This window comes from Zavarzinia compransoris (assembly GCF_003173055.1).
Taxonomy (GTDB): Bacteria; Pseudomonadota; Alphaproteobacteria; order Zavarziniales; family Zavarziniaceae; genus Zavarzinia; species Zavarzinia compransoris.
On sequence record NZ_QGLF01000008.1, the window covers coordinates 127,669 to 153,655 of the forward strand.

A 25,987-nucleotide genomic window follows, 5' to 3' on the forward strand; every position below is an offset into this window, starting at 1 on the left:
CATGAGCCGCAATGTCACCCTCCTGGCCCAGAACGGCGACGATCCCCGCGACGCCCTGGGTCTCGCCCGCCTTCTGGCCGATGATTTCGCCCGCGACGCCGCCGACCGCGACCGCGAGCGCCGCCTGCCCTTCAACGAGATGAAGCGCCTGAAGGCCAGCGGCTTCCATGCCCTGCGCGTGCCCCGGCGCTATGGCGGGCGCGGCGTCGGTTTCGTGGAGATGTCGGAGGCGCTGATCGAGATCGCCCGGGGCGATCCCAATATCGCCCAGTCGATCCAGCCGCATCTGTTCTTCCTCGACGTCCTGCTGCTGGACGGGACCGAGGAGCAGCGGAAATTCTGGTACCGCAAGGTGCTGGAGGGCAACCTGATCACCAATGCCTTCGCCGAGCGCGGCGGCCGCACCATCGGCGAGGTCAATACCCGCCTGGTGCGGGAAGACGGCCGCCTGCTGCTGCGCGGGCGGAAATACTACTGCACCGGCAGTCTCTTCGCCGAATATCTCTTCGTCTCGGCGGATACCGAGCAGGGCGAGCGCATCCTGGCCGTGGTGCCGCGCAAGCGCGAAGGCTTCACCATCGAGGACGACTGGGACAGCATGGGCCAGCGCACCACGGCCAGCGGCACCGCGATCCTGAACGATGTCCCGGTCGAGGAGGCGGAGGTGATCCGCCAGCCCCATTTCGGCCGCCAGCGCTCCTATGTCGGGGCCAGCGCCCAGATCTTCCATGCCGCCATCGACGCCGGCATCGCCCGGGCCGCCCTGGACGAGGTGATCGACTACGCCCGCAACAATACCCGTCCCATGCCGGAAGCAGGCGTCGAGCGCCAGACCGACGATCCCTATGCCCTGCTGGCCGCGGGCGAGATGGCGGTGCTGGTCCATCAGGCGGAAGCCATGATCCTGCGCGCCGCCCGCATTCTCGACCGAGCCGCCGAGGCCCAGGTGACCGGCACCCTGAGCGGCGAGGCCCTGGAGCTTGCCCTCTCGGAAGCCTCGATCGCGGTGGCCGAGGCGAAGGCCAGCGCCGAGGTCGGCTCGCTCCGGGTCAGTGAGGGGCTCTATCGCCTGGGCAGCGCCTCGGCCACGCTGCGGCGGCACAATATGGACCGGCATTGGCGCAATGCCCGCACCCATACCACCCATGATCCGGTCAGTTACAAATACCGGACCATCGGCGATTTCCTGCTGAACGGCCGCCTGCCGCCGATCTCGACCAAGCTATGATGACGGGCGGGCGGGAAAGAAAAACTTGCGCCTGTAAAATACACAAATGACGTGATGGACGTCGATAAATACGGATCAATGTTTCCGTGGGCAGGTTGACCGGATTTCGTGGTGTGTAAAAGGGGCGGGCAATGGCATTTTCGAAACAGGCGAGGGGCGAACATGCCGCCACGGCCACGGCCGATATCGATGTCCTGCTGGCGGCGGGGGCGGCGGCCGGCCGGCCCGTGCGCCTGGCGGCGCCGGCGCGGCGCATCGTGAAACCGGGGTGGTTCAGCCTGCTGGTGCCGGCGCTTTTGACCCTGCTGCTGGTCTTCGTGCTGCCGCTGGCTTTCCTGGCCGTCAACAGCCTGCACCCAGGCGGCAGCATGGGGCGCATCGGCCCGGCCTGGACGCTAGACAATTACCTGCGTTTCCTGGGCGATCCCTTCTATCTCGGCATCCTGCTGGACACGCTGGTGGTGGGCCTCGCCGTGGTCGCCATCTGCGCTGTGATCGGTTACCCGGTCGCCTATTTCCTGGCGCGCACCCGGTCGCGCTGGCGCGGCGCGCTGACCTTTGCCGTGCTTGCGCCCATGCTGATCAGCGTCGTGGTGCGTAACCTCGGCTGGCTGCCGATCCTGGGCGATTCCGGCCTCGTCAACTGGCTGCTGCTGTCGCTCGGCCTCGTCGATCAGCCGGTGAAGCTGGTCTACAACCTGACCGGGGTGGTGATCGGGCTGGTGCATGCCCTGTCGCCCTTCATGATCATGTCGCTGATCACGGTGATCCGCCGCATCGAACCGGAACTGGAGGAGGCGGCGACCAACCTCGGCGCCGGCCCGTTCGAGACCTTCTGGCGGGTGGTGCTGCCCCTGTCGCGGCCGGGCCTGCTGGCCGGCGGCCTTCTCGTCTTCACCCTGTCGATCGCGGCCTATATCACCCCGGCGATGATGGGTGGCAAGCGCGTGCTGGTCATGGCCGTCTTCATCGAGCAGCAGGTGCGCTCCGTCCTCAACTATCCCTTCGGGGCGACGGCGGCGGTGGTGCTTCTCGCCGTGGTGATCGCCGCCACCCTGCTCGCACTTCGCATCGGGAGGGAGAGGCAATGAACCGCCTGGTCCGCGTCCTGCTGGCCTTCTTCATCGCCGGCGTCTTCGTCTTCCTGCTGCTGCCGATCCTCGCGGTCGCGGTCTCGTCCTTCTCGACCTCCGGGGCGCTCACCTTTCCGCCCACCGGCTTCACCACCGCCTGGTACGAATCGATCGGCAGCGGTTACATCGATGCCCTGAAGGTCAGCCTCGTGGTCGCGGCCGGGACCACCGCGCTGGCCACCCTGGTCGGCACGCCGGCGGCGCTCGCCCTGGTGCGCGGGCGTTTTCCCTTACGCGAGGCGCTGTCCGCCTTCTGCCTGTCGCCGCTCATGGTCTCGACCCTGGTGATCGCGGTCGCCGCCTTCCAATTCACCCTGGTCCTGTGGGATCTGTTCGATCTCTCCCTGGCCGGGACGGTGACCGGCCTCATCCTCGGCCAGTCGGCCTTCACCATTCCCTTCGTGGTGCGCGCCGTGATCGCGGCCCAGGCCAATTTCGACGTTTCCCTGGAGGAGGCGGCGCAGAGCCTGGGCGCCGGCCCGGTCGAGACCTTCTTCAAGGTCACACTGCCGATCCTGCTGCCCGGCATCATTTCCGGGGCGATCTTCGCCTTCGTCATGTCCTTCGACGATATCGCGGTCGGGCTGTTCGTCGGCGGCGGCGATGCCATGACCCTGCCGGTGAAGATCTATACCGCCGTCGAGTTCAATTTCGATGCCGACATCATGGCCATCAGCACCCTGGTCACCCTTGCCTCGCTGCTCATCATGCTCGGCCTCGACCGGCTGACGGGCATCGAGAAATTCGCCACGGCCGCCCGCGGCTGACCTTTCCAACGACGGAGAACCGTATCATGTCCCCTGCCTTCGCCTGTTGTCGCCGCGCTGCCGCTCCCCCGTCCGCTCTCGATCCCATTCTTTCCTGGTGACCACCATGTTGAAGACCATCATCGCCGCTGCAACAGTTTCCCTGACCACGCTGCTGGCCGGTAGCGCCCTGGCGCAGGCGACGTCGGACGTCGTGCTCCGCGTCGGCAATTACGGCGGGCGTTTCACCGAAACGCAGAAGAAATATGCCGCCGACCTCTTCACCCAGCATACCGGCGTGAAGGTCCAGTTCATCGACGCCAACCCCCTCGACCATATCGCCAAGCTGGTCGCGGCCAAGGGCCGGAATGTGCCCTATGACGTCATCTATATCGATGGCGACCTGCAGCCGACCGCGATCGAGGCCGGCATCATCGACAAGGTCGATCCGGCGATCGTGACCAACCTCGACCGGCTCTACGACGAGGCCAAGAACCCGGACGGTTACGGCCCGGTGCAGATCTTCTATTCCTTCGGCATTCTCTACAATGTCGAGAAGTTCAAGGCGGCGGGCATTCCGGAACCGACCTCCTGGGCCGATCTCTGGGATCCGCGCCTGGCCGGCAAGGTGGCGGTGGGCGAATTGTCCCATGGCGCCGGCCGCGCCCTGCTGATCCAGGCGGAACGCCTTGCCGGCGGCGATGTTTCCACGCCTGAGAAAGGCATCGAGAAGATCGCCGAACTGAAGGCCCATTCCTATTTCTCCTCGACCGTGCAGCTGGAAGCACTGTTCCCGACCGGCGACATTTGGGCAGCGCCCATCGCCTCCGGCCGGGGCTGGGGCCTGATCGACAAGGGTTTCCCCTTGAAATTCGTGCTGCCGAAGGAAGGCGCCGTCGCTTCCACCACCACGATCGAAGTGGTGAAGGGCACGCCCCATGTGCGCGAGGCCAATCTCTTCATCAATTACGTGCTCGATCCGGTGGCGCAGGTCGGCCAGGCCTGGGAAATCCCCTATGGCCCGTCCAACAAATCGGTGGCGCCGGTGATCGCCGCCTATCCGGAACTGGCGCAGCGGCTGCCGGGCACGGTCGAAGAGATCCGCGCCCTGTTCAAGCCCGACTGGAAAGTGTTCTGGGACAACCACGAGAAGGCGGTCGAGCTCTGGCAGCGCCTCGTGATCGCCCGGAAGTAATGTAAAGCGTATCGATGTAACGCGTATCGGGGAGCAGGCAGATGGTCGCGGTTCGTCTCGACAATATCAGCAAGGTCTATGGCAAGTCCCACGCCGCGCGCGAGGTGGACCTGCATATCGGGCAGGGGGAATTCGTCACCCTGCTCGGGGCCTCGGGATCGGGCAAGACCACCTGCCTGCGCATGATCGGCGGCTTCGTGCCGCCGTCGAGCGGGCGCATCCTGTTCGACGGCGAGGATATCACCAGGGTTCCGGCGCACCGCCGCAACATCGGCATGGTGTTCCAGCAATATGCCCTGTTCCCTCATCTGACCGTGGCGGAGAATATCGCCTTCGGCCTGAAGGTCCGCCGCCTGCCCAAGCCCGAAGTGGCGGCCCGGGTGCGGGAGGCGCTGCGCCTCGTCCGGCTGGAAGCCTTCGGCGAACGCTATCCGGCGCAATTGTCCGGCGGGCAGAAGCAGCGCGTGGCGCTGGCCCGAGCGGTGGTGATCAACCCCAAGGTCCTGCTGCTGGACGAGCCGCTGGGCGCCCTCGACCTGAAGCTGCGCGAGGAATTGCAGGCCGAGATCAAGCGCGTGCAGGGCGAATTGGGCATCACCGCGATCTTCGTCACCCATGACCAGGGCGAGGCGCTGACCATGTCGGACCGGATCGCCGTCATGCGCGACGGCAGGGTGGCCCAGGTCGGCACGCCGGATGAAATCTACAGCCGGCCCCAATCCCGCTATGTCGCCAATTTCGTCGGCCGCACCAATTTCCTGCCGGTGATCGTCGAGGGGCCGGGCGACCAGGGGCTGCGGGTGCGCGGCGCCGTGGGCACCTTCACCGTCGCCGCCCGTTTCGGCGCCGATTTCGCTCCGGGGGCGGAGGCCCTGCTGGCGTTCCGGCCGGAGGATGCCCATCCGGCACTCGACAGTGCGAACCGGATCATCGTCCGGGTCGAGAAGGTGATCTTCGTCGGCGAGGGGCGCCTGCTGCACGGCCGCACCGAAACCGGGGACGAGGTCGTCGCCCGTCTCAGCCCCGGCGATGCGGTGCCGGGGGTCGGGGCCGCGGTTACCCTCGGGATTTCACCGGCCCGCGCCCTCCTCCTCCGCGGGGAGGGGTGAGGTGGGGGCGCGCAGCAGCGGCGCTTCCTGCGCCGCCTCCCCCTTCAGCCAGGCCAGGAAGAGCTGGATCCGCCGCGACGGCAGTTGGTGCGGCGGGCAGACGAAATAATAGGAATGCTGCACCTTCTTCGGGTCGCCGAAGGGATGCACCAGCCGGCCGGCGGCAAGATCGTCGCTGACCAGGTTGCTGCGCGCGAGCGCCACCCCCTGGCCGGCGATCGCGGCCTCGATCACCATCAGGGCCTGGTCGAAGCGGGGGCCGCGGTTGGCGTCGATATCGTGCAGGCCGGCCAGCTTCAGCCAGCTGCGCCAGTCGGGCGCGCCGACGGCCGAGCTTTCGCCATCGTCATGCAGCAGCGTGTGATGGCGCAGCATGGCCGGATCGGTAAGGGCGTTCGGCCCGTTCAGCAGGGCAGGCGAGCACACCGGCAGGATGAAATCCGACAGCAGCAGTTCCGAATACAGGCCCTCGTAATTGCCGGCGCCGAAGCGGATGGCGCAATCGATCTGTTCCCGCGCGAAATCGACCAGGGCCGCGCTGGTATTGATGCGGACGTCGAACTGCGGGTGGCGTTCGCGCAGCCGGTTCAGGCGCGGCAGCAGCCATTTCAGCCCGAACGAGGGCGCGACCGAAACATTCAGCGGCAGGTCGCCGTCGTCCGCGGCCAATTGCTGGACGGCGGCCATGATGGCGTTGAAACCGTCGACAAGCCCGGGCAGCAGGCGCAGCGCGGTTTCCGTCAGCACCAGTTGCTGGCGCCGGTCGCGGTGAAACAGGGATTGGCCGAGATGGGCCTCCAACTGCCGGATCTGCTGGCCGATCGCCGCCGGGGTCACGTTCAGGGCATCCGCCGCCCGCACGAAGCTCCGATGCTGGGCCGCGACCACGAAGGCGCGCAGCGCCGTCATGGGCGGCAGCCTAGAAAGACTGAGGCGGGAATCTACGGCACCGGGTTTCATGAGATAAAAATAATGCATGCTTCTGTGATCCGACAGAAAAAACACTTTCTTCGAATAGAAATTATATATTTACGTAATTAATGTGTTTATTTGGGCGGCGGCGAGAGGGGGCCGCCCCGGGGCGACACCCTCCGCCCGGCCCGGGCGCCGCCGCTTACGCGGGCTCGGCCAGCCGGCTCAACCGGTCGAGAAGCTCGGGCGGCACCTGTTCGATCGTGTGCAGCCGCCCCGGGTAGATGGTGCCGCTGTTGCCGTCCAGGGTGATTTCCGCGCCCGGGTCCAGCCAGGCCTCGCCGAAGCCGATCCGGCCGGCGGCCTCGTCGATGCGCATCGCCTCGCAGCCGACGAGGCAGACCTTGCCCAATTGCCGGGCGACCACCGCGGCGTGGGAGGTGCGGGCGCCATGCCGGGTGAGAAGGCCGACCGCGCGGTCGAGCACGGCGACGTCATGGGTTTCGGCGTTCTGCCGGACCAGGATCGCCGGCCGTCCCCCGGCTTCGAGCGCGGCGACCTGGGCTTCGTCCAGGGCGATCGCGCCGGTGGCGACACCGCTCGACGCCGTGGCGGCATGGCCGAGGGCGACGGGCACCTCGCCCGCCTCGGTCACGACCACGCGCATGGCGAGGGCCGCAGCATCGAGGCCGGCGGTGCGGGCGCGGGCGGTGTCGCGGTCGATCAGGCCTTCGTCGAACATGTCGAGGGCGATGCGGGCGGCCGCCTGGGGCGTGCGCTTGCCGTCCCTGGTCTGGAGCATGAACAGCTCGCCGTTCTCGACCGTGAATTCGAAGTCCTGCATGTCGCCGAAATGGCGCTCGAGGATTTTCGTCGCCTCCACCAGCTCGGCCCAGACCCGGGGCGCCACCGCCTCCAGCCGGTCGTGGCCCTGGGCGCTGCGGCGGCCGCTGACCACATCCTCGCCCTGGGCGTTGAACAGGAAATCGACCCAGGGCAGGGGCACGCCGTCGCTGGGGTTGCGGGTGAAGCCGACGCCGGCGCCGGACAGGCCGCCGGCATTGCCGAAGACCATGCGCTGCACCGTCACCGCCGTGCCCATGCCGTGATCCAGCCCGCGCAGGTCGCGATAGGCGGTGGCCTTCGGGCTCGACCAGGATTGGAACACGGCGGCGATCGCGGTCTGGAGCTGGGCGGTCGGATCCTGCGGGAAGGGGGCGCCGGCCAGCCGGCGGTAGGTTTCGAGATGCCGGCGCGCGAGATCGCGAAGGGCCGCGAAATCCAGGGCGCGCTCGTCCTCGCCCTGCTGGACGGCGGCAAGATCCGCCTCGAAGGCATCGGCGGCAATGCCCGCCACCACCTCGCCATAGCCGGCGATCAGCCGGCGATAGGCATCCCAGGCAAGGCGCGGGTGGCCGGTCAGGCGGATGAGGCCGGGCAGGGTTTCCTCGGTCAGGCCGATGTTCAGCAGGGTCTCCATCATCCCCGGCATCGACACCGGCGCACCGGAGCGGACGGAAAGCAGCAAGGGCCGCCGCGGGTCGCCGAAGCGAAGCCCGGTCGCCCCTTCCAGCCGCGCCAGGGCGCCCCGCCACAGGTCCGGGGTGACCGCCGCCGGCATCGCGCAGTAACCGGTGCCAAGGACGAAGGCCGGCGGCACATTCAGCCGCAGCGCCGCCATCCGGGCCAGGTTGTAGGCCTTGAAGCCCATGGTTTCCGGCCGTGCCGCCGCCTCCAGCGGGGCTCCGGCCGCGATCAGGTGAAGTGCCGCGCGCTCCTGGTCCGGCGCGCCGATGGTCGTCCCGCTCATGCCCGCCTCTTCTCGCCGTCGGCGCCGACCCTTGTGAAGACGAGGTCGCGCATCGCATAGCCGGTGCGCAGCAGCGCATCGGTCGAGGTTTCCAGCGCCGCGGCGAAATCATTGCCGAGCGTGAGGGCGGCGGCATCCGTCACCCGGCGCGCGAACAGGCGCCGGGCTTCGCGGGTCAGGGCGTCGCAAGCCTTTTCCGCATTGACCACCCGCCAGCAGGCGGCCAGGAATTCGTCCTGGTCCTCGGCCAGGCTCGCCTCGTCGAGCATGCGCGCGACGGCGATCGCCTTGACGTGGTCCTGGGTCGCTTCCAGCACCCGGTCGGCCAGCCGCTGGATGGCCGCGCGCAATTCCCCGGTCCAGCCCTGGTGATGGTCCTCGGCGATCAGCGACAGGATGAAGGCCGCTTCCTCCAGCGCGTCGGCGGCATCGTCCGCCTCTTCGATCAGGCGCAGGAAGGGCAGCCAGCGCGGGTTGCCGGCGGCCTGTTCGCGCAGGCGCATCACCAGATGGTCGGCCTTGCGCTCCCATACCTTGGCCCGTTCGGCGAGCCGGCGGGCCGCGGCGAGGTCGCTTTCGTGGCCATGGGCGAGCGCATCGCGCAGCCCCTCGGCCAGGGCGTGGCAGAAGGCCGCATGTTCGCCGAGAAGGGCGAATTCGTCGCGGTGGCGGGCGACATGGCGCGAGAGCAGCAGGCGGATCTGGTCGGCGATCAGGGCCGGCGTCTGGCCGGCCAGCATCGCCTGGGCCGACAGATCCAGCGCCTCGATCAGGAAGTCCGCCGCGTCCTGGCTGCCGAGAACCGTGTCGAGCCGGTCGCCGATGCGGAAATGGCCGGGCGAGAGCGCTTCCATGGCATCGAAGATCACCTGTTCGGCCCCGGCCAGCAGCCAGCCCATATGGCCGGCCCGGCGGCGGGCCGCCTCGGCCAGGACCGACAGCGACAGCGGCTTGGCGACCAGCCGGTTCAGCCGCTTGCGCGCCCGGTTCCAGTCGATCAGGAAGACGATGCGCGACCCCAGCGCCTCCAGTGCCGCGTCCAGCGCCACCGTGTCGGCGGAGTCGAAGCGCGCGGTGCCGACGATATAGTCGGTGCCCGCGTTCAGGCCGGCGCTGCGCTGCGCGCCGACCCCCGACCATTGCGCCCCGATTTCGGACAGAAGGTCGCGGAAGAAATTGAAGCGAAGCTCGTGCAGGTCGGAATAGATCAGCGTGATCGCAAGCCCTTCGACCTGGATCACCAGGACGTGGACGTCGTTGGTGCCGATGTCGTTCTGGATCAGCAGCCGGCTGCCGTCGCGGGTGGCGGCGGTATCGAGGCCCGGATGGTCGAACTTCAGGCCCTTGGTGCTGTTCAGGCCGCGCATGAAGGCGGCGACGCGCAGGCGGTCGTCGGTCTCGAGCTGCCAGGCGTGGGCGCCGTCGATGGTTTCGTCCGAAAGCGCCGCGGCCAGCCGGTTCAGGCTCTTGTGCAGGTCCATGACCAGGATGTGGAACGTGTCCTCGCCGCCCCGGCGTCCGCCGGTCAATGCGGCAAGCTGGGGCGCATCCAGCGTGCCGGCGTCGAAGCCGCCCAGCCAGTCGCACCAATGTTCCACCCGCGCGGTCTGGGCCTGGTGTTCCGCGTCCCCGCTGTCCTTCAGGGGGCGCGCCATCAGGCGGATGTCTTCGCGCAGGCGCTCGGCCAGCCGGGGCAGGTCGGTCAGGTGCAGGAGGCCGCCCTCGCGCCAGGCGGTCTCGGGCAGCGCCAGCAGCCAGGGCGCGTCGAGATGGGCGGCCGCATAGTCGCGGCGCAGGTCGGGCGGCGCCTCGGTGCCGCCGTCCGCATGGGCGGCGGCGGCCTGAAGGGCGGTCAGCGCGAACTTCAGGCGGTCGTTGGCGGCCAGGGCGGCCTTGATCTGTGCGGGCAGCAGCAGTTTCTGCTGGCCAAGCGCGGCGACGACTTCCGCTTTCTCCATTATCGGCCTCTTTCCTCGGACCTCGGGGGTGGTGGGGAGCAATATTCGGGACAGTCAAGCGAGAGACGATGAAACGACAAGCCGTCATCGTTTCTTGTGACGACGGGGTTAAACAATTGAAACAGAACTGTCATGTAACCACCATTCGAGTGCAGATGTTCTTGCGTCAGGTAATCACGGGCACTGCGGCCGGCATTTGATTTCGCGCAAACCACCGCCGGAACTTCAGGCGATTTGTGCCGGCGAGGGGCGGTGCCGCCCAATTTCACAACCGAGAACGCGGGAATGCCGGGGCATCCGTCCGGGAGTATATTTTTATTTCTGATAATGATATTGAGAGTCATTATCAAAAAATATAGCAATACCCCACCTTCCATCGAGCAGGTCTAGGGGGACTGCCCATGTCGATGATTTCACGCAACCGGGTGTCGCATTGCGCCATGCTGGTGCTTCTTGCCGCCGTTCCAATGGCGGCACCCGCCTTTGCCGGCGAAACGCTGACGCCCGAGGGGAATTGGGCGCCGACCGCCGCCTCCGGGCAGACGGTCGAGACCCTGCCCACGGTCTCGGTGACCGGCGAGCCGGCCCCGGCCAACAACCAGAAGCGCGAGACCGCGGTCGACCGCCTGCCGCAGGACGTCCAGGACACGCCGCAGACGATCCATGTGATCAACGAGGAAACGCTGGAGCAGCAGGGCGTCACCAGCCTCGAACAGGCGCTGCGCAACGTGCCGGGTGTCACGGTCGAGATCGGCGAGGGCGGCGCCCTGAACGGCGACCAGTTCCGCATCCGCGGCTTCTCCTCGCAGACCGACGTCACCCAGGACGGCCTGCGCGATTTCGGCGTCTACACGCGCGACACCTGGAACACCGAAAGTGTCGAGGTCTTCCTCGGCCCCTCGGGCGAGACGTTCGGCCGCGGCAATTTCGCGGGCACGATCAACACCACCTCGAAGGCGCCGGTGCTGGGCGATTTCATCACCCTGCACGGCGAACTGGGCCTCGGCCTGCACGCCCGCACCACGGCGGACGTCAACCGCAAGATCGGCGATACCACGGCGGTCCGCCTGAACCTGATGTATACGGATACAAGGCCGGTCGACCGCGACGGCCCGGAATCCAAGCGCTGGGGCATCGCGCCCTCCATCGGTTTCGGCCTCGGCACCTCGACCGAGCTGACCATCGGCTATTTCCACCAGGAAGACGACCGGGTACCGGACTACGGCATTCCGACCACCGCCAATTCCATCACCGGCGGCATCGCCTCGGCGGCGAGCGGCCCGGCCCCGGTCGACCGCAGCAATTGGTACGGCGGCACGCTCGATCACGACGATACGGTCGCCGATGTCCTGACCGTCCGCCTGTCCCATCAGGCGACGCCCTGGCTGAAGGTCCACAACGACAGCCGGCTCGGCTTCTACACCCGCGATTTCCTGCCCACCGCTCCCAGCTGCGCCGGCGCCAACGCCACCACCGGCGTGGTTACGGCCGGCAGCTGCCTGGCCAACCTGCTCGACGGCAACCCGGCGACGGTGCCGGTGGCGAGCCGGGGCGGCCCGTCGACCCCGACCTATACCGAGCAATGGGGTGTCCAGAACATCACCACCGGCATTGCCGAATTCACCCTGGGCGGGCTGAAGAACCAGTTCGTCCTGGGCGCCGACCTCGCCTATGAGGAGGCGGTGCGCAAGTCCAACGGCAATATCGGCCAGGGCCGTCCCGCCGCCGTCGACATGCTGAACCCGAGCAAGGCCGACTGGGCGCCGATCTATGTCGCGACCAACAACCGGGATTCGGATGCGACCAGTTTCGCGCTTTTCGCCAGCGAACAGATCTGGTTCACCAATGAACTGTCGCTGCTGGGCGGCCTGCGCTTCGAGCGTTACAGCGCCGAAAGCACCCTGACCACCTTCGGCACGGTGACCGGCACCACCTTCGTGCCGACCACGCCCAACACGACGTCGAGCGCCGAAATCGACGAGACCCTGTGGAACCCGCGGGCCAGCCTGGTGTGGGAGCCGAGCGACGAGCAGACCTATTACCTGTCGTGGTCGCGTTCGTCGGAGCCGGCGACGGGCACCTCCGTCGGCAACAGCACCAACCCGGTCTCGACCACCACGGCGGTGCAGGACCTGCAGCCGACGACCAGCGAGACTTTCGAGGTCGGCGCCAAGCTGAACTTCTTCGGCGGCCGCCTCGGCACCGGGATCACCGTGTTCCAGGTCGAGCGCGACAATTCGAAGGAAGTCGATCCGGTCACCAACACGATCACCACCTCGGGCCAGAGTGTCCGCAACCGCGGCCTCGAACTCACCGCGACCGGCAAGCTGACCGAGGCGTGGACGGTGCAGGCGTCCTATGCCTTCATCGACAGCGAATATCTCGATTTCGCCAGCACGGATGCGACCACCAACGCCCTGATGAACGGGCGCGAGGTCAACAACGTGCCGCGCAATTCCTTCAACCTGTGGACGACCTATGTCCCGCTCGAGGCGCTGACCCTCGGCGCCGGCGTCCGCTACCACGACGAGATGTTCGTCTCGCAGGGCTACCGCTCGGGCACCAACGAGGTTACGACCACCGAAGTGCCCTATTACCTGGCGGTCGACGCCATGGCGCAATACCGCTTCTCGGAAGGCCTGGCCGTACAGGTGAACGGCTACAACCTGTTCGACCGCGAAGACAATTACGACCAGACCCGCAGCAACCGCCTGGTGCCGGCGGCCGGCCGCACCGTGATCTTCTCGACCACGGCGACCTTCTGAGCGTCACGCGCAACGGGGCGGGGGCGGGCCGGGCGGCCCGCCCCATGCCTTGAGGGAGAACCCATGCTGATCGCCATCCCCGACGTCCTGAAACCTGCCGAGGTCGCCGGAATCCGCGCCGAACTGGAGCGGAGCGCCTGGGTCGACGGCAAGGTGACGGCGGGCGAGCAATCGGCCAAGGCGAAGTTCAACCTTCAGATCCCGGAAACCTCGGAAGTTGCGCGCCGGCTGGCGGACCGCCTGCTCCGCGCTCTCGGCACCTGCCCCGAATTCATTTCGGCGGCCCAGCCGCTCCGCGTCTATCCGCCGCTGTTCAACCGCTACGACGCGGGCATGAAGTTCGACGATCACGTCGACAACGCCATCCGTTCGGTCACGGGGCACGGCATCCGCCTGCGCACCGATGTCTCCTGCACCCTGTTCCTGTCCGATCCCGCCGCTTACGACGGCGGCGACCTGACCATCGAGGATACGTTCGGCACCCGGCGGGTGAAACTCCCCGCGGGCCATATGGTGGTCTATCCCTCGACCAGCCTGCACCGGGTCGAAACCGTGACGCGGGGCAGCCGCTGGTGCTCCTTCTTCTGGGCGCAATCGATGATTCGCGACGACGGCCGGCGCGCCCTTCTCTACGAGATGGACGGCGCGATCCGCCGCCTGCGCGGGGAATTGCCGGACGATCATCCCTCGGTCCGGACTTTGGTCGCGACCTATCACAACCTGTTGCGCCAATGGGCCGAGCTTTGAGCGCGGCGCCGCCCGATCGTGAATTCCGATTTCGGCCCCCGGGGGCTCGGGCGGCGATAATGGTGCACGCGCTGCCCCCGAAGCGGCGCACAACAGGAAGAATGCCATGGCCAGCTTCATGACGGCGCCCGACGAGCGGGTGCCGGGGCGCTGGGATCTATCGTCCTCGTCTTTTGCTTTTCTCGCCGCGGCGGAGGATATCGTCTGCCACGGACTCCGTCCCCGGGACGGAACCGATCCGGTTGCGCGCCCGGTGTTCATCGCCGGGGCCCTGCCTTTCGACCGCACCCGCGCCGGCCATTTCTTCGTGCCCGAAGAGGTGCGGCGCGGCCGCGGCCTCGTCCGCCGCGAAATGGCGGCCGGCACGGCGGCGCCCCCGGTATTGTCGATCGAGCCCCGGCCGTCACCCGCCGACTATGGCCGCGCGGTGGCAAGGGCGCTGGCCGCCCTCGAGGGGGCCGCGGGCCTGCGCAAGGTGGTGCTGGCGCGAAGCCTGCGCCTTCTCGCCGCCGAACCCTTCGATCCGGCGTGGATCCTGCGCCGTCTCGCGCGGGACGGCGCGGCCACCGCCTTCGGGGTTGCCCTGCCGGCGCGGGCCGGGCAACCGCGCCGCCTGGTCGGGGCCTCGCCCGAGCTTCTGATCGAGAAGCGGGGGACACGTGTCCTCTCCCATCCCCTTGCCGGTTCCGCCCGGCGGGACCGCGACCCGGCGCTGGACCGGGCGGCGGCCGAAGGGCTGGCCCGCTCGGACAAGGACCGGCGCGAGCATGAACTGGTGGTCGAGGCCATTCTCGACACGCTCGCCCCCTGGTGCCGCGACCTGGCCGCGCCCAAGGTCGGCGACCTGATCTCGACCGACAGCATGTGGCACCTCGGCACCCGCATCGAAGGCACGCTGAAGGTGCCGGAAGCGCCTTTGCTCGATCTCGTCCGGGCGCTGCACCCGACACCGGCGGTCTGCGGCACCCCGCGCGCCGAGGCCGCCCGCCTGATCGCCGACCTCGAGGGCTTCGAGCGGGATTTCTTCGCCGGCGCGGTCGGTTACGTCGACGAGGCGGGCGACGGGCGCTGGATGGTCTCGATCCGCTGCGCCGAGATCGCGGGGGCGGCGGCCGTGCTCTATGCCGGCGCCGGCATCGTCCCGGGGTCCGACCCGGTGGCCGAGATCGCCGAGACGGCGGCCAAGTTCCGCGCCATGCTCGACGCCCTCGATCTCGACCGGAAGGAGGTTTGACGTCCGCCCATGGCCCTGCCGAAGATTGCTCCCTACGACATGCCGGATCCCGCCCGCCTGCCGGCGCCGCGCGGGCCCTGGCGGCTGGCGCCCGCGCGGGCGGCCCTGCTGGTCCATGACATGCAGAATTACTTCCTGCGCATCTACGACCCCGGCGCCGCGCCGCTGGCGCCCCTGGTCCGCCACGTCGCCCTGCTGGTCCGGGCGGCGCGGCAAGCCGGCGTGCCGGTCTTCTATACCGCGCAGGACGGCGACCAGTACCGGCCCGACCGGGGCCTTCAGGCCGATCTCTGGGGCCCGGGCATGACGGCGGCGCCGGAACATCGCGATATCGCCGCCGGCCTCGAACCGGCGGCGGGCGATATCGTCCTGACCAAGCACCGCTACAGCGCCTTTCACCGCTCCAACCTCGAACACCTGTTGCGGGCGCGCGGGCGCGACCAATTGGTGATCTGCGGCGTCTATGCCCATATCGGCTGCCTGGCGACGGCGACCGATGCCTTCATGCGCGATGTCGAGGCTTTCGTCGTCGCCGATGCCATGGCCGATTTTTCCCGGGAACAGCACGAGATGACGCTTGCCTATATTGCCGATTGCGTCGGCGTGCCGCTGGCAACGCAAACGGTTGCCGATGTTTTCGCGGGGGCGGCGCGATGACGGCGGGTGAATTCGCCGGGCGCATCGCCCTGGTCACCGGCGCCGCCGGCGGCATCGGCGCCGCCGTGGTCGAAGGGCTGGAGGCGGCGGGCGCCCGCGTAATCGCCACCGATATCGCCGGCGGCGGCCGCATCCGCCCCCTCGACGTCGCGGACAGCGGCGCGGTCGATGCACTGGTTGCGGCGGTGGAACGCGACGAGGGCCCGATCGATTTCGGCGTCAATGTCGCCGGCGTGCTCTCGACCACCGAGGTGACGGAAACCAGCGACGCGGCCTGGCAGCGGGTCTTCGCCGTCAATACCCATGGCGTCTTCCATGTCTCCCGCGCGCTGGCCGGTTACATGAAGCCGCGGCGCCGGGGCGCCATCGTCACCGTCGGCTCGAATGCGGCGGGCGTGCCGCGCCATTCGATGGCCGCCTATGCCGCGTCCAAGGCGGCGGCGACCATGTTCACCCGCTGCCTCGGGCTCGAACTCGCGGCCCATGGCATCCGCTGCAACATCGTCGCCCCGGGCTCGACCTTGACGGCGATGCAGACCGGCATGTGGGCGGACGCGGACGGCGCCGCCCGCGTGATCGCCGGCGTGCCGGAAGCCTTCAAGGCCGGCATTCCGCTGGGCAAGCTGGCCGTGCCGCAGGATGTGGCCAATGCGGTGCTGTTCCTGCTCTCCGACCGGGCGGGCCATATCACCATGGCCGACCTCTATGTCGACGGCGGCGCGACGCTGCGCGCCTGAGAGGTCTCTAAATTGGTGGCAGGTCGATCCAATAGGTGCCGTCGAGCGGGATGGCGAGGAAGTCCCGGTTGATCTCGGCCATGGTCGCCGCGGGATCGAGATCGGCGAAGAGATCGGGCCGGATCCAGCGCGCCAGGCTTTCCACCGCGAGAATGTCGAGGGGGGAGTTCAGCAATTCATGGGCAAGGCCGTGGGCCCGCCCGCCGGTGACCGCGCCCAGCTGGGCGATGCCGGGGCGCCCGGCCATCTTTCGGAAGGCGGACAGCACCCGCTCGCGGTCGTAGCCGGCGCCGATCACCAGCCCGCCCGCCTTCTCCAGATGGGAGCCGCCGGTGGCGACATAGATATCGGGGGCGGCCTCGATCACATATTCGAGATTGAGCCGGCCGACCGTGGTCGCCAGCACGTCGGCGCCGATATTGTGGCCGCCGACGAAGGCGATGTAATCGGAGACATTGCCCTTGCCCGGCGAATTGCAGCATTCGGGGGAAATGCCGGCATGGACTTCGACGAAGACTTTGGGCGGGGTGCCCGTCGCCCCGGCGAGACGCGCGGCGATCCGGTCCAGGCGCTGCTGGCGGAATTTGTTGAAGGCCGCGGCCTGGTCCTCGCGCCCGATCAGGCGGCCGAGGATCTCGAAGCTCGGCGCCTGGTGGCGGAACGGCGCGGTGAAGAAATCGAGGAAGACGACCTTGATCCCGGCGGCTTCCAGCAGGGCGACCTGGGCGTCGCTGGGGCCGGTGTTCAGGGTGAATATGGCGACATCGGGCATGGCCGCCAGTACCGGCTCCGCCTCGAAACTCTCGGAGGAGGAGGGCACCCGCGCCAGGCCGTCGATCGCGGGGAAACGGGCCTGGAAGCGCTTGAAATTGGTCGCGCCCAGGCGGTTCAGGTCGCGTGGCCAGGCCGCCACCCGGGCGATCGGTTCCGGGCTGATCATCGACAGGGCGACGAGATAGCGGCTGTCGTCGATCATCAGGGCGCGCGCCGGCCCGTCCAGGTGGATGGGGCGGCCCCGGATGTCGGTGAAGTCGAGCGCGGCGCGGGCGGGCCCGGCGCCCATCAGGGCCAGGAACAGCCCGCCGCCGGCGGCAAGGGCCCGGCGGCGGTCGAGGGTGATCGGGGCGCGGATCAAGATGGTCTCCTCTTTCATCGGGGGCGGGCCGGCCACATGCGCAGCAGCAGGCCGTCGCGCCGCACGAACTGGTGCCAGAAGGCGGCGGCGGCATGAAGCGCGACCAGCCCGAACACGACATAGGACAGGGCGACATGAACGCCCCCCGGCCAGCGTCCCAGGCTCTTGCCGAAGGCGGTCGAGGCCAGGATGCCGAGCACGGGCATGACGAAAATCGCGAGATAGAGCAGGCCGTGGGTCGCCCCGGCGGCCAGTACCGCCGCCCGCCCCATACCCGCCGGCAGGGGCGGCGCCGGATGGCCCAGGCGCCAGGCAAGGCGGATCACGGCAAGGCCGAGCACGACATAGCCGGAATAGATATGGGTCCTGAACAGATAGAAGCGGGGTTCGCTGCCGCGCTCGAAATTGCCCCAGGTCCAGCCCGTCGTATATTGCACCAGGATCAGCAGGACGACGGCCCAATGCAGGGCGATGGCGATACGGTCGTAGGCGGGGGTCATGTCGGCTTCCGGGCGAGGGGGGCGGCAGGGTGTTCGACGTGATTCTCCAGGCCCTGGACCCGGCCCAGGCCCCGGACGAGGCCGGCCTGCCCCTGACCGCGGCGGAGCGGGCGGCGATCGGCCGCCGCCGCCAGCCGGCGGACCGGGCCCGCGGCCTGCTGGCCCGCGCCCTGCTGCGCCGCGAGCTGGGCCGGCGCCTGGGCCTCGATCCCCTGGCGGTGCCGATCGTGGAGGGGCCGGGCGGCAAGCCCGGGCTGGGCCCCGGCTGTGCCGGCCTGCATTTCAGCGTTGCCCACAGCGGCGGCCTGATCGCGCTTGCCTTTGCCGCCGTGCCGGTCGGCATCGATGTCGAGCAGCGCCGCGCGATGGAGGTCGGGGCCTTCGCCCGCCGCGCCTTCGCGCCCGCCGAGGCCGAGCGGATCGCGCGGGACGGCCGGCCCCTGCACGCGCTGTTCGACCATTGGGTCGCGCGGGAGGCGGTGGTGAAGGCGACCGGCCAGGGCATCGGCGCCGGCTTCCCCGGCCTCGTCCTGCATCGCCCCGGCCCGGAACTCCAGCCCCTGGCGGCAGGGCCGGCGGCGGTCCGGGTGGCGCTGATCGCGGTGCCTGAGGGCTATCATGGCGCGGTCGCGGTCATGGCTGGGGCCAGCCCTTGAGCAGGGCCGGCGGCGCGGTCAGGAAGCGCAGCCCATGGGCAATGGCGATGGGCACGATCGAGGCATGGTCTTCCCCCGGCAGGGTTTCATGGCGCAGGGTCAGGCCGGGCAGGGCCAGGGCGGCCAGGGCGGCGGCGAAGTCGCGGGTATTGTCGACCATGCGCCGGTCGGCCCGGCGTGCGGCCATGGCGGCGCGGTCGGGCGCCTGCGCCTGCCAGGGGGCCATATCCTGTTCCCAGGTGCCGACCGCGGTCATCACCCGCAGCGCCCGGTCGCCGATCGCGGCGGGAAGCGCGCCGATACCCTGGAACAGCCGGGCCGGGTCGCGCCAGATCGAGGGGCTGGCGGCGACATAACCGTCGAACAGCGCGGGCCGGGTCGCCAATGCGTAAAGGGCCAGGAACCCGGCCAGCGAATGGCCGAAGAGAAAGCGCGGCCCGGTCGCTTCCGGGTGGCGGGCCGCGACCAGCGGAAAGATCTCGTCCGCGATCATGGCCAGGAAGGCGTCGGCGCCCCCCTCCGGCCCCGGGGCGAAGTCGAACGCCCGGCCGCGCGGCCCGGTGCCGATGCCGACCACCAGCGCCGGCGCGACGCCCGTGGCGCCGGGCCGGCGGCAGGCACGGCGCAGGCTCTCGACCACGGTCGCGAACATCTCTTCCCCGTCGAGGACATAGAGCACGGGCATGCCCCCCGCCGGCGCCGGCGCCAGCGGCCCGCCGAGGGCAAGCCGGCGCCCGCCGCCGCCGTCGAGGATTTCCGTGTCCTGAAGTGCGAAGATCTGCGCCACCGCTCACCGCCGAAACTGCCCGGACCACCACATAGCATTGAACGTGCCGGGTCTCCTTCGTCCCGCGCAAGCCTTTGATATCAATATCTTATCGAGGGCGGGAAAGACCCTGCCGCGGTTGACAGGAGAAGCCCGGAGGGGGCATAGCCGAAACCTCGGTCGCCGTGCCGGGCCCCGCCGCCGGGCCGCCCGTTATCGGCTATGTTACAGCGCCGGAGAGCGGACATGATCCCCGTCACCCAGACCTGGTCAGCGGAAGCCGCCGCGCGCTATCGCAGCAAGGGGTATTGGCGGGGCGAGACGTTCGGGGCCTTTCTCCGCGCCAGGGCGCAGGCGACGCCCGATGCGGTGGCCATCGTCTGCGGCGCCCGGCGCTGGACCTATGCCGATTTCGACCGCGACAGCGATGCCTTCGCCGCCGGGCTGCTGGACCTCGGCCTGCGCGCCGGGGACCGGGCGATCGTGCAACTGCCGAACATCGGCGAATATTTCATCATCGTCTTCGGCCTGTTCAAGGCGGGCATCCTGCCGATCTTCGCCCTGCCCGGGCATCGCAGCGCCGAAATCACCCATTTCGCCGAAAAGGGCGAGGCCGCGGCCCATATCGTCGCGGCCGGCCAGGGCTTCGATTATTGCGCCCTGGCCCATGACGTCCGGGGCCGGGTGCCCGGCTTGAGCCATGTCGTCACCGTCGGCGCGGCGGGGGCGGGGGAGGTCGGCTATGACGACCTGCTGCGCGCCGCCCCGCGCGACCTGCCGGCGCGCGATCCCGCCGGCGTCGCCTTCCTGCAACTTTCGGGGGGCAGTACCGGGCTGTCCAAGCTGATCCCGCGCAGCCATGACGATTATATCTACACCCTGCGGGAAAGTGCGCGGATCTGCGGCCTGACGGCGGCGGACACGCTGATGATCGCCTTGCCGGCGGCGCATAATTTCCCCATGAGTTCGCCCGGCTCGCTGTCCGCCTTCTATGTCGGGGCGCGGGTGGTGCTGGCGCCCTCGCCCTCGCCCGATGCCTGCCTGCCCCTGATCGCGCGGGAGCGGGTGACCATGACCAGCCTGGTGCCGCCGGTCGCCCTGCTGTGGCTGAGCGCGGCCGAGGCGGGGCAGCACGATCTTTCCAGCCTGCGCGTGATCCAGATCGGCGGCGCCAAGCTGGCGCCCGAAGTGGCGCGGCGCATCCGCCCGGTGCTGGGCTGCACCTTGCAGCAGGTCTTCGGCATGGCGGAAGGGCTGGTCAATTACACCGCCCTCGACGACGACGAGGAGACGATCGTCACCACCCAGGGCCGGCCGATCAGCCCGGACGACGAGATCCTGATCGTCGACGACGACGGCCGGGACGTCGCCCCGGGCGAGGCCGGCCATCTCCTGACCCGGGGGCCCTATACCATCCGGGCCTATCACAACGACGACGGCGCCAATGCCCGCGCCTTCACCGCCGACGGCTTCTACCGCACCGGCGACATCGTGCTGCGCCGGGCCGACGGCGCCCTGGTCGTCCAGGGCCGGGCCGGCGACCATATCAACCGCGCCGGCGAGAAAATCTCGGCGGAAGAGATCGAGGATCATCTCCTGGCCCATCCCCAGGTCTTCGATGCCGCCGTGGTGTCCATTCCCGACGAGTTCCTGGGCGAGCGGAGCTGCGCCTTCGTCATCCCGCGCGGCGACAAGCCGAAGGCGGCGGCCCTGAAGGCCTGGATCCGCCAGCGCGGCCTGGCCGAATTCAAGGTCCCGGACCAGGTGGTCTTCGTCGAGCGCTTCACCGAAACGGCGGTCGGCAAGATCAGCCGCAAGGCGCTGCGCGCCCATCTCCGCGCCACCCTGGGGCCGGAGGCCGGCTGATGCTGACGCTTGAAACCATGCGGGCCGAGATCGCCGCGATCCTGCACGAGGACCCGGCCGAGATCGGCGACGGCGACAATCTGATGGACCTGGGCCTCGATTCCATGCGCGCGATGACCCTGGTCCAGCGCTGGCAGGAGCGCGGCCTGAAGGCGGAATTCGCCGCCTTCGCCGAAGTGCCGACCCTGGCCCATTGGTGGGCGGTGGCGCGCCGGGCCCAGGGCGGGTCATGAGCGCGCCGCCGTTCCCGCTGACCGAGGCGCAGGAAGGCATCTGGTATGCCCAGCGTCTCGCCCCGGGCAATCCGATCTACAACACCGGGCATTATGTCGAGATCGAAGGCCCGCTCGATGTCGCCGCCTTCGCCCGCGCCGTCGATCGCGCCGCCGCCGAGGCGGAAGCCCTGGCCCTGCGTGTGATCGAGACGGCGGACGGCCCCCTGCAAGTGATCGATCCCGCCCAAGCCCCCCGCCTGCGGGTGGTCGATCTCACCGCCCTGCCCGATCCGGGGGCGGAGGCCCGGGCCCGCATCGCCGCCGACATGGCCAGCCCGCTGGACCCGACCCGCGCCCCCATGGCGGCGGAGGTCCTGTTCCTGCTGCGCCCGGGGCTGGTGCTCTGGTATCAGCGCATCCACCATCTTGCCGTCGACGGCTATGGCGCCGCCCTGCTGGCTGGCCGCATCGCCGGGCTTTACGGCGAAGAAAGCGGGCAGGAGGCGGCCGGGCCGGGCTTCGCCCCCCTGGGCCCGGTGATCGACGAGGACCGGGCTTACCGCGCCGATCCAAGGCGGGACCGGGACCGGCAGTTCTGGCGCGACCTGTTCGCGCGGCCGGCGCCCGATCCGGGCCCGGCCACCACCGCCGCCCATTTCCACCGCGCCGCCGCCCTGGTGCCGGCATCGCTGGCGCGGGCGCTGCACGACCTTGCCGCGGCCAACGACCTGACATGGCCGGACGTGCTGACGGCCCTGGTCGCCGCCTATGTCGCCCGCCACGGCGGCGGGGGAACGGAAGTCGTGCTCGGCGTGCCCTTCATGGGGCGGATGGGCAGTGTCGCGGCCCGGGCCCCGGCCATGGTGATGAATGTCCTGCCGGTCCGTTTCGCGGTCGACGAGGAGGCGCCGCTGGCGGATGTCCTGGTCGCGGCCGCCAAGGCCCTGCGCCAGGCCCGGCGCCACGGGCGCTATCGCGGGGAACAGGTGCGCCGCGACCTCGGCCTTGTCGGCGGCGGGCGGCGGCTGCATGGGCCGCTGGTGAATATCCTGCCTTTCGAGCGGCCCTTCGCCCTGCCGGGGCTGGCGTGCCGCAGCGTGACCCTGGGCACGGGCGCGGTCGACGACCTGACCCTGACCTTCCGGGCCGATCCGGCCGGCGGCGCGATCACCCTCGATGTCGATGCCAACCCGGACCTGTTCAGCGCGGCCGAAACCGAAGCCCATCGCGACCGCCTGCTGTGGTTCCTGGACGCCGCCGCCACGGCGCCCCGGCTGGCCGGCGTGCCCAGCCAGACCCCGGCCGAGGCCGGCCGCTTCGTCGAACAGGTGAATGCGACCGATCACCCGGTACCCGAAACCACCCTGACCGCCCTGATCGAGGCCGGGTTCGCCCTGGACCCGGCGGCATCGGCGCTGCGTTTCGACGGGCGGGACATGTCTTTCGCCGACCTCGATCGCGCCAGCCGGGCCCTGGCCGGCCGGCTGGTGGGGCAGGGGGCCGGGCCGGGGCGGGTGGTCGCGGTCATGCTGCCCCGTTCCTTCGACCTCGTGATCGCCCTGGTCGCGATCCTGCGCGCAGGCGCCGCCTATCTGCCCCTGGACCCGGATCATCCGCCGGCCCGGATCGCCGCCGTGGTCGCCACCGCCGCCCCGGTGCTGGCGGTGGCGTCGCCCGCCCTGGCAGCCCTGGTGCCGGACGGCGTGCCGGTGCTCGGCCCCGATGGCGGGGCGGCGGGCGACCTGCCGGCGGCGGGGCCGGAGGATCCGGCCTATGTCATCTTCACCTCGGGGTCGACCGGCGCGCCCAAAGGCGTGGTCAACCTGCACCGGGGGATCGTCAACCGGCTGCTGTGGATGCGGGATCATTACGGCATCGGGCCGGCGGACCGCATCCTCCAGAAGACGCCGGCGACCTTCGATGTCTCGGTCTGGGAATTCTTCCTGCCCCTGATCGCCGGGGCGACCCTGGTGATCGCGCCGCCCGGCCTGCACCGCGATCCCGCCGGCCTTGCCCGCCTGATCCGGGACGAAGCGGTCGGCACCCTGCATTTCGTGCCCTCGATGCTGGCCGTATTCCTGGACGAGCCGGCGGTGGCGGGCCTTGCCCCCCGCCGGGTCTTCTGCAGCGGGGAAGCCTTGCCCGCGCCCTTGCGCGACCGTTTCCACCACCTGCTGCCCGGGGTGGAGCTGCACAATCTCTATGGCCCGACCGAGGCGGCGGTGGATGTCACCTTCTGGCCCGCCGGCCCGGACGACGACAGCCGGCCGGTGCCGATCGGCTTTCCGGTCTGGAACACCGCGCTTTACATTCTCGACGGGCGTCTGCGCCCGCTGCCGCCCGGGGTGGCGGGCGATCTTTACATCGCCGGGCGCCAGGTCGCGGCCGGTTACCTCGGCCGGGCGGACCTGACGGCGGAACGCTTCCTGGCCGATCCCTTCCGCCCCGGCGGGCGCATGTACCGGACCGGCGATGTCGCCCGCTACCGGGCCGATGGCGCCATCGTCTATCTCGGCCGGTCGGACCATCAGGTGAAGATCCGCGGCCTGCGCATCGAACTCGACGAGATCGAGGTGCACCTGGCCCGCCAGCCCGGCGTGGCCCAGGCGGCGGTGATCACCGCGCCCGGGGCCGGCGGGGAGGCGCAGATCGTCGGCTATGCCGTGCCCGCGACGGTGGACCCCGGCCTGATCCGCCGCCGCCTTGCCGACGTCCTGCCCGATTACATGGTGCCTGCGGCCATCGTGCCCCTGGATGCCCTGCCGCTGTCCGCCAACGGCAAGCTGGACCGGGGCCGCCTGCCGCTGCCCGTGGTGGCGGCCGCGGCCGGGCGCCCGCCGGAGACGGCGACGGAACAGGCGATCGCCGCCCTTTTCGCCGAGGTTCTCGGCGGGGCGGACGTCGGGGCGGAGGATGATTTCTTCGCCCTTGGCGGCCATTCCCTGCTGGCGGCGCGGCTGGCGCTGCGCCTGCGTGCGCGGTTCGGGGGCGAGATCGGCCTCGGCCTCGTCTTCGAGCGGCCGACCGTGGCCCGCCTTGCCGCCTGGATCGAGGGCGAGGGGGGCGAGGGTGGCCACGGCCTCGGCCCGGTCATCACCTTCGGCCAGGGGCCGGGGGCGCCGCTGTTCTGCCTGCACCCGGCGGGCGGGATCGGCTGGTGCTATCGCGAACTGGCGGCGGCGCTGGCGCCGGCGCGGCCGGTCCATGCCGTGCAGGCCCGGGGCCTCGATCCCGCGGCCCGCCTGCCGGACAGCCTGTCGGCCATGGCCGCCGATTATGCCGGCGAGATCGAACGCCTGTGGCCCGCCGGCCCGTGCCACCTGCTCGGCTGGTCGGTGGGTGGCATCGTCGCGCATGAGGTGGCAGTGCAATTGCGGCGGCAAGGGCGCGAGGTCGGCCTCGTCGCCATGCTCGATTCCTATCCGGCCGAGGTCTGGCGGGCGGAACCGCCGCCGGCGCCGGGCGCCGCCCTGCGCGCCCTGCTCTATATCGCCGGCCATGATCCCGCCGATCTCGGCGCCGGGCCGCTGACCCGGGATGGCGTGGTCGGCTTCCTGCGCGCCCAAGGCCATGCCCTGGCCGCGCTGGACGACCGGGCGCTGGATGGCGTGATCCGGGTGGTCGAGGCGAACGACCGGCTGGTGCGCGGTCACCGCCACGGCCATTTCGACGGGCCGGTGCTCCATTTCCGCGCGGCCCAGGGCGAGGACGGCCGGGTGATCGATCCCGATGGCTGGCTGCCCCATGTCGGCCGGCTGGTCCGCCACGACCTGCCGCTGCCCCACGGTCTCTTGACCGGGGCGGCGGCGGTGGCGCGGATCGTGCCTTTGCTCTTCCCTCAGACCGTATCGTCGACCATGACCTGAAGATAGCCGCGGGCGCAGCGCTCCACCCGGGCGACGATGCCATAGACCCGGGCGAGGACCTCCGGCGTGATCACCTCGGCCGCCGGGCCTTCGGCGGCAAGGCCCCGGGGGTCGAGCACCACCACCCGGTCGGCCCAGCGGCAGGCGAGGGCGATGTCGTGGCAGACGACGATGGCGAGCAGCCCGTGCGCCCGCGCCTGGCTCCGGATCAGGCGCATGACCTCGAACTGGTGGCGGGGGTCGAGGGCGGAGGTCGGCTCGTCCAGCAGCAGCACTTCGGGCGCGCGGACGATCGCCTGGGCGAGGCTGGCCAATTGCCGCTGCCCGCCCGACATTTCCGCCAGCGGCCGCAGGGCCAGCGCGCCGAGGCCGACCAGTTCGATGGTCGCCAGCGCCTGTTCCCGCGCCGTGCGGGCGGATCCCCCCGGCAGGCCGTTGGCCCGGAGCGCGCCCAGCACGCTCTCGAACAGGGACAGGCTCACCCCCTGCGGCAGGGTCTGCGGCATATAGCCGACATGGCGGGCATGGGCGGCGGGCGCAAGGCCGATCAATTCCCGCCCGTCCAGCCGGATCGAGCCCCGGGCCGGCAGCAGGCCGGCAAGGCCGCGCATCAACGTGGTCTTGCCCGCCGCATTGGGGCCCAGCAGGGCGACCACCTGCCCGCCCGCGAGGGGGGACAGGCTGAGCTCGCGGATCACCGGGCGCCGGCGATAGCCGACGGAAAGCCCCCGCACCTCGAAGGCCAGTGCCAT

The 25,987-nt window shown here is 69.9% G+C and carries 21 protein-coding genes; 14 read left to right on the top strand and 7 right to left on the bottom strand.

Annotated elements, in window-relative coordinates:
* Position 1: 1 nt before the first annotated feature.
* The 5 genes from DKG75_RS21995 to DKG75_RS22015 all read left to right on the top strand — a co-directional run bounded on the left by DKG75_RS21995 (position 2) and on the right by DKG75_RS22015 (position 5,411).
* The gene (locus tag DKG75_RS21995) at positions 2 to 1,228 is read left to right on the top strand and encodes an acyl-CoA dehydrogenase family protein (RefSeq protein ID WP_109923345.1); all 1,227 of its coding nucleotides are present in this window, start codon (positions 2 to 4) and stop codon (positions 1,226 to 1,228) included.
* Positions 1,229 to 1,359: 131 nt separating this feature from the next.
* Positions 1,360 to 2,319: an ABC transporter permease gene (locus DKG75_RS22000; protein ID WP_109923346.1), complete on the top strand. Its 960-nt coding sequence runs from the start codon at positions 1,360 to 1,362 to the stop codon at positions 2,317 to 2,319.
* Entirely contained in the window at positions 2,316 to 3,128 is an 813-nt protein-coding gene (locus DKG75_RS22005; RefSeq protein ID WP_109923347.1) for an ABC transporter permease, read from the top strand. The genes DKG75_RS22000 and DKG75_RS22005 overlap by 4 nt, the downstream gene beginning before the upstream one ends.
* 106 nt (positions 3,129 to 3,234) lie before the next feature.
* A complete protein-coding gene (locus DKG75_RS22010; protein WP_109923348.1) occupies positions 3,235 to 4,302 on the top strand; it encodes an ABC transporter substrate-binding protein in 1,068 nt (355 codons plus the stop codon).
* Positions 4,303 to 4,343: 41 nt separating this feature from the next.
* The gene (locus tag DKG75_RS22015) at positions 4,344 to 5,411 is read left to right on the top strand and encodes an ABC transporter ATP-binding protein (protein WP_109923349.1); all 1,068 of its coding nucleotides are present in this window, start codon (positions 4,344 to 4,346) and stop codon (positions 5,409 to 5,411) included.
* On the opposite strand, the gene gcvA is transcribed toward DKG75_RS22015, so the two are convergent.
* From gcvA to DKG75_RS22030, 3 genes are all read right to left on the bottom strand, one after another.
* Positions 5,373 to 6,389 carry a transcriptional regulator GcvA gene (gene gcvA, locus DKG75_RS22020; protein ID WP_109923350.1) on the bottom strand — a complete coding sequence of 339 codons (1,017 nt, stop codon included), beginning with the start codon at positions 6,387 to 6,389 and terminating at the stop codon, positions 5,373 to 5,375. The two genes, DKG75_RS22015 and gcvA, sit on opposite strands and share 39 nt — an antisense overlap.
* A gap of 136 nt (positions 6,390 to 6,525) precedes the next feature.
* Positions 6,526 to 8,133 (bottom strand): PEP/pyruvate-binding domain-containing protein, encoded by a 1,608-nt coding sequence (locus DKG75_RS22025; protein WP_109923351.1) that lies wholly within the window; start codon positions 8,131 to 8,133, stop codon positions 6,526 to 6,528.
* Positions 8,130 to 10,091 (bottom strand): DUF47 family protein, encoded by a 1,962-nt coding sequence (locus tag DKG75_RS22030; protein ID WP_109923352.1) that lies wholly within the window; start codon positions 10,089 to 10,091, stop codon positions 8,130 to 8,132. Before DKG75_RS22030 ends, DKG75_RS22025 begins: the two co-directional genes overlap by 4 nt.
* Positions 10,092 to 10,492: 401 nt before the next feature.
* On the opposite strand from DKG75_RS22030, the gene DKG75_RS22035 reads away from it, so the two are divergent.
* The 5 genes from DKG75_RS22035 (at position 10,493) to dhbA (ending at position 16,231) form a co-directional block, all read left to right on the top strand.
* On the top strand, positions 10,493 to 12,856 hold the full coding sequence (locus DKG75_RS22035) for a TonB-dependent receptor (RefSeq protein ID WP_109923353.1): 2,364 nt from the start codon (positions 10,493 to 10,495) through the stop codon (positions 12,854 to 12,856).
* 63 nt (positions 12,857 to 12,919) lie between these two features.
* The gene (locus DKG75_RS22040; RefSeq protein ID WP_109923354.1) at positions 12,920 to 13,603 is read left to right on the top strand and encodes a Fe2+-dependent dioxygenase; all 684 of its coding nucleotides are present in this window, start codon (positions 12,920 to 12,922) and stop codon (positions 13,601 to 13,603) included.
* A 106-nt stretch (positions 13,604 to 13,709) separates the two neighbouring features.
* Positions 13,710 to 14,837, top strand: coding sequence for an isochorismate synthase (locus tag DKG75_RS22045; RefSeq protein ID WP_109923355.1), 1,128 nt, complete (start codon positions 13,710 to 13,712; stop codon positions 14,835 to 14,837).
* Positions 14,838 to 14,846: 9 nt separating this feature from the next.
* Positions 14,847 to 15,494 (top strand): isochorismatase family protein, encoded by a 648-nt coding sequence (locus DKG75_RS22050; protein ID WP_109923356.1) that lies wholly within the window; start codon positions 14,847 to 14,849, stop codon positions 15,492 to 15,494.
* Positions 15,491 to 16,231, top strand: coding sequence for a 2,3-dihydro-2,3-dihydroxybenzoate dehydrogenase (dhbA, locus tag DKG75_RS22055; protein ID WP_109923357.1), 741 nt, complete (start codon positions 15,491 to 15,493; stop codon positions 16,229 to 16,231). The genes DKG75_RS22050 and dhbA overlap by 4 nt, the downstream gene beginning before the upstream one ends.
* Positions 16,232 to 16,238: 7 nt before the next feature.
* On the opposite strand, the gene DKG75_RS22060 is transcribed toward dhbA, so the two are convergent.
* Together DKG75_RS22060 and DKG75_RS22065 are read right to left on the bottom strand one after the other, a co-directional pair.
* On the bottom strand, positions 16,239 to 17,366 hold the full coding sequence (locus DKG75_RS22060) for a TroA family protein (RefSeq protein ID WP_208111904.1): 1,128 nt from the start codon (positions 17,364 to 17,366) through the stop codon (positions 16,239 to 16,241).
* A 14-nt stretch (positions 17,367 to 17,380) separates the two neighbouring features.
* Positions 17,381 to 17,866 carry a cytochrome b gene (locus DKG75_RS22065; RefSeq protein WP_109923358.1) on the bottom strand — a complete coding sequence of 162 codons (486 nt, stop codon included), beginning with the start codon at positions 17,864 to 17,866 and terminating at the stop codon, positions 17,381 to 17,383.
* A 29-nt stretch (positions 17,867 to 17,895) separates the two neighbouring features.
* On the opposite strand from DKG75_RS22065, the gene DKG75_RS22070 reads away from it, so the two are divergent.
* Positions 17,896 to 18,522 (top strand): 4'-phosphopantetheinyl transferase family protein, encoded by a 627-nt coding sequence (locus DKG75_RS22070; RefSeq protein ID WP_109923359.1) that lies wholly within the window; start codon positions 17,896 to 17,898, stop codon positions 18,520 to 18,522.
* Here DKG75_RS22070 and DKG75_RS22075 read toward each other — a convergent pair.
* On the bottom strand, positions 18,500 to 19,309 hold the full coding sequence (locus tag DKG75_RS22075) for an alpha/beta hydrolase (protein WP_109923360.1): 810 nt from the start codon (positions 19,307 to 19,309) through the stop codon (positions 18,500 to 18,502). The two genes, DKG75_RS22070 and DKG75_RS22075, sit on opposite strands and share 23 nt — an antisense overlap.
* A gap of 225 nt (positions 19,310 to 19,534) precedes the next feature.
* Between DKG75_RS22075 and DKG75_RS22080 the strand changes: the two genes are divergently transcribed.
* From DKG75_RS22080 to DKG75_RS22090, 3 genes are read left to right on the top strand one after another with little or no spacing between them, the layout of a single operon-like run.
* On the top strand, positions 19,535 to 21,154 hold the full coding sequence (locus DKG75_RS22080) for a (2,3-dihydroxybenzoyl)adenylate synthase (protein ID WP_109923361.1): 1,620 nt from the start codon (positions 19,535 to 19,537) through the stop codon (positions 21,152 to 21,154).
* On the top strand, positions 21,154 to 21,387 hold the full coding sequence (locus DKG75_RS22085; protein WP_109923362.1) for a phosphopantetheine-binding protein: 234 nt from the start codon (positions 21,154 to 21,156) through the stop codon (positions 21,385 to 21,387). Before DKG75_RS22080 ends, DKG75_RS22085 begins: the two co-directional genes overlap by 1 nt.
* On the top strand, positions 21,384 to 25,235 hold the full coding sequence (locus DKG75_RS22090; protein ID WP_109923363.1) for a non-ribosomal peptide synthetase: 3,852 nt from the start codon (positions 21,384 to 21,386) through the stop codon (positions 25,233 to 25,235). The genes DKG75_RS22085 and DKG75_RS22090 overlap by 4 nt, the downstream gene beginning before the upstream one ends.
* Here the strand turns inward: DKG75_RS22090 and DKG75_RS22095 are convergent.
* A complete protein-coding gene (locus DKG75_RS22095; RefSeq protein ID WP_109923364.1) occupies positions 25,208 to 25,987 on the bottom strand; it encodes an ABC transporter ATP-binding protein in 780 nt (259 codons plus the stop codon). The two genes, DKG75_RS22090 and DKG75_RS22095, sit on opposite strands and share 28 nt — an antisense overlap.